Below are 3,525 nucleotides of genomic sequence, written 5' to 3'. Positions count from 1 at the left end.
GAGGCCAGCCGGTTCGCGCCGTGCAGCCCGGTATAGCTCACCTCGCCGATCGCATACAGCCCGTTAACGTCGCTGCGCCCGCGCCGGTCGACCATCACCCCGCCGCAGGTGTAGTGGGCGGCGGGCACGATCGGGATCGGCTGGCGGGTGAGATCGAAGCCCAGCGTCAGCAGCTTTTCACAGATGGTCGGGAAGTGGGCGCGGATAAAGTCCGCCGGCTGGTGGCTGATATCCAGATACATGCAGTCGGCACCCAGCCGCTTCATCTCATGATCGATGGCACGCGCCACGATATCGCGCGGGGCCAGCTCGCCGCGCGGGTCAAACTCCGGCATAAAGCGCGTGCCGTCCGGGCGCAGCAGCCGCGCCCCCTCGCCGCGCAACGCCTCGGTCAGCAGGAAGTTGCGCGCCTCGGGGTGGAACAGGCAGGTGGGGTGAAACTGATTAAATTCCAGGTTGGCCACCCGGCAGCCGGCGCGCCACGCCATGGCGATGCCGTCGCCGGAGGCGACGTCCGGATTAGTGCTGTACTGATAGACGTTGGCAGCGCCGCCGGTGGCCAGCACCACCGCCCGCGCCGCGCAGCGCTCGACCACTTCCAGATTACGGTTCCACACCCACGCGCCGACCACCCGCCGCTCACCGGGCAGGCCGAGTTTATCGGAGACGATCAGGTCGACGGCGTTGCTGCGCTCCAGCACGCGAATATTCGGGTGGCTTAACGCCTGGCTGACCAGGGTAGTTTCCACTGCTCTGCCGGTAGCGTCGGCGCTGTGCAGGATGCGGCGGTGGCTGTGCCCGCCCTCGCGGGTCAGATGGTAGAGTGACGGGGCGTTCTCGGTCATATCCCGGTCAAAGGGCACGCCGCGGTCGATCAGCCACTGCACACAGTGGCGCGCGTTGCCGGCAATAAACGCCACCGCTTCGCGTTCGCACAGCCCGTCTCCGGCGATCAGCGTGTCCTCAACGTGGGACTCAATGCTGTCGGTTTCATCAAACACCGCCGCAATTCCGCCCTGCGCGTAGAGGGTTGAGCCTTCGCTGAGCGGCCCCTTACTCAGCACGGTCACCTGGTGGCGTTCCGCCAGGCGCAGCGCCAGCGACAGCCCGGCCGCGCCGCTGCCAATAATCAGTACGTCACAGCAGTATTCAGAGGTCTGGGTCATGTTGTTTAATTTACTAAACAGGTTGTTTGCTGAGCATAACACCCATTGTGGCGCGGGAACATGGCTTTTTTTTCAGCAGTCACCCCGCCGTTTCAGGGCGTGGCACAGCCTCGCCCCGGCAAAACGGCTGCAGAATGCTATTATCTGCTGAGTGACGTTTACTATGGTGAACCGTGGTAAATCAACAAGATTAGAGGGTGAAAAATGGGGCCTGTTGCGTTACTCTGCGGCGTCAATGCCACGCCTGCTCCCCACCGGGTGCGGGGTGAAGCGCAGCAGTGGCCAGCAGAACGGCTAAAATGCATAAAAAAGTCAGCCCTTCTGCAAAAGCGCACCTGTGGCATCACAAAAATAATGGCGTAACGGAACTAACCAGAGATACCTGACTCAAAACCCCTGCTTGCTCGAAAAAAAAGATAGTGGGTTTACACTGGGAGTTCAGTTACGCGTGGAAAATGATTTGGGGAGACCTTACCTCGGATGAGCGAGCAGATAACGGATCAGGTCCTCGTTGAACGGGTACAAAAAGGCGATCAGAAGGCATTCAATTTACTGGTAATCCGTTACCAGCATAAGGTAGCCAGTCTGGTTTCCCGCTATGTTCCCTCAGGAGATGTACCTGACGTAGTTCAGGAGTCGTTTATTAAGGCCTATCGCGCGCTGGAGTCGTTCCGGGGTGATAGCGCTTTCTATACCTGGCTCTACCGGATTGCCGTCAACACGGCCAAAAATTACCTGGTTGCCCAGGGCCGCCGCCCGCCGTCCAGCGATGTCGATGCGATCGACGCTGAAAACTTTGAAAGTGCGGGGGCACTGAAAGAAATTTCGAACCCTGAGAACTTAATGTTGTCAGAAGAGCTGAGACAAATTGTTTTTCGTACCATCGAGTCTCTACCCGAAGATTTGCGTATGGCGATTACCCTGCGCGAGCTTGATGGTCTCAGCTATGAAGAGATAGCCGTTATCATGGACTGCCCGGTAGGCACCGTACGTTCACGAATCTTTCGGGCCCGTGAAGCTATCGATAATAAAATTCAACCGCTTATCCAACGCTAGCGATAGCGGACACAGGAAGGGTATTGAGGCATGCAGAAAGAACAACTTTCCGCTCTGATGGACGGTGAGAGCGTTGATAACCAGCTGCTGGCTGAATTATCACAAGACGCATCACTCCAAAAAAATTGGGAAAGCTATCATCTGATCCGCGATACACTCCGCGGTGATGTGCCACAGCTGCTCAATTTTGATATCGCTGACCGCGTGGCGGCAGCGATCGAGCAAGAACCTGCACAGCGCATTACGCATCTGATTACGGAAGAGCAGCCAAAGCCGGCTGACGTCGCCGCGATGCCGTTCTGGGGGCGCGTGCGTCCGTGGGCCGCGCAGATCACTCAGGTTGGCCTGGCGGCCTGCGTCTCACTGGCGGTGATCGTTGGCGTGCAGCAGTATAACAAGCCGGTGCAGCAGTCTGTCGATACACCGGTGTTTAACACCCTGCCGGTGATGGGGCAGGCCTCTCCGGTCAGCCTGGGCGTGCCGACCGACAACGCCATCAGCGGCAATGCTAACCAGCAGGTTCAGGATCAGCGCCGCCGGGTTAACGCCCTGCTGCAGGATTACGAACTGCAGCGCCGCCTGCACGCTGACCAGCTGAAGCTAGATCAAAGCCCTGAACAGCAGGCCGCTGCCCAGGTCCCTGGCAATCAGTCGTTAGGAATGCAGCAGCAGTAATGAAGCAACTTTTGTGTGCCGTCAGCCTGCTGGCTGGTGGCCTGATTTACTCTACTGTCGCCCCGGCGCAAACCGCGCCTGCGGCGCTGTTACAGCAGATGGAACAGGCCAGCCAGTCCCTCAGTTATGAATTCGCCTATATCAACGTTTCCCGCCTGGGGATCGAATCTCTGCGCTATCGCCATGCGGTAATCGGCAATAAAACCTACGCCCAGCTGCTGCAGATGGATGATGAGCGTCGTGAGATCATACAGCGCGGTAGCGAAATCAGCTATTTTGAACCGGGGCTGGAGCCCTTCACCATGACCGGCGACCACATCGTGGATTCTCTGCCGGCGCTGGTGTATGCCGATTTTCAGAAGCTGGCCGCCAGCTACGATTTTGTGCCGGTTGGCCGTATGCGCATGGCTGACCAGCTGTGTGAGATGATCCGCATCGTCTCGCGCGACGGCACCCAGTACGGCTACATGGTGTGGCTGGACAGCGACACTAAGCTGCCACTGCGCATCGACCTGCTGGATCGCGACGGCGAAACCCTCGAACAGTACCGGGTGATCAGCTTCGCCGTCGACCAGGGCGTCAGTAAGGCGATGGCCGGGCTGGAAACCGCGCAGATGCCGCCGGTGCT

4 protein-coding genes are annotated in these 3,525 nt (G+C 59.0%); 3 read left to right on the top strand and 1 reads right to left on the bottom strand.

From position 1 onward, the window contains the following. A partial coding sequence (nadB, locus tag NV64_RS17700) for an L-aspartate oxidase (protein WP_101506446.1) occupies positions 1-1,166 on the bottom strand: 1,166 nt, incomplete at its 3' end. A gap of 480 nt (positions 1,167-1,646) precedes the next feature. Here nadB and rpoE point away from each other — a divergent pair. The 3 genes from rpoE to NV64_RS24175 all read left to right on the top strand — a co-directional run. Further along, positions 1,647-2,222, top strand: a complete 576-nt coding sequence (gene rpoE / locus NV64_RS17695) for an RNA polymerase sigma factor RpoE (protein ID WP_056238795.1) — start codon at positions 1,647-1,649, stop codon at positions 2,220-2,222. A gap of 30 nt (positions 2,223-2,252) precedes the next feature. Next, positions 2,253-2,897, top strand: coding sequence for an anti-sigma-E factor RseA (gene rseA, locus NV64_RS17690; protein WP_101506445.1), 645 nt, complete (start codon positions 2,253-2,255; stop codon positions 2,895-2,897). After that, positions 2,897-3,525, top strand: a 629-nt coding sequence (locus tag NV64_RS24175; protein ID WP_233209028.1) for a sigma-E factor regulatory protein RseB domain-containing protein, incomplete at its 3' end; no start/stop codon positions are given. The genes rseA and NV64_RS24175, both read left to right, overlap by 1 nt.

It is taken from the genome of Erwinia sp. B116 (assembly GCF_002865965.1).
Lineage (GTDB): Bacteria > Pseudomonadota > Gammaproteobacteria > Enterobacterales > Enterobacteriaceae > Erwinia.
Note: the sequence above shows the minus strand (reverse complement) of the source record. Positions and strands in the feature narration are given on the sequence as shown.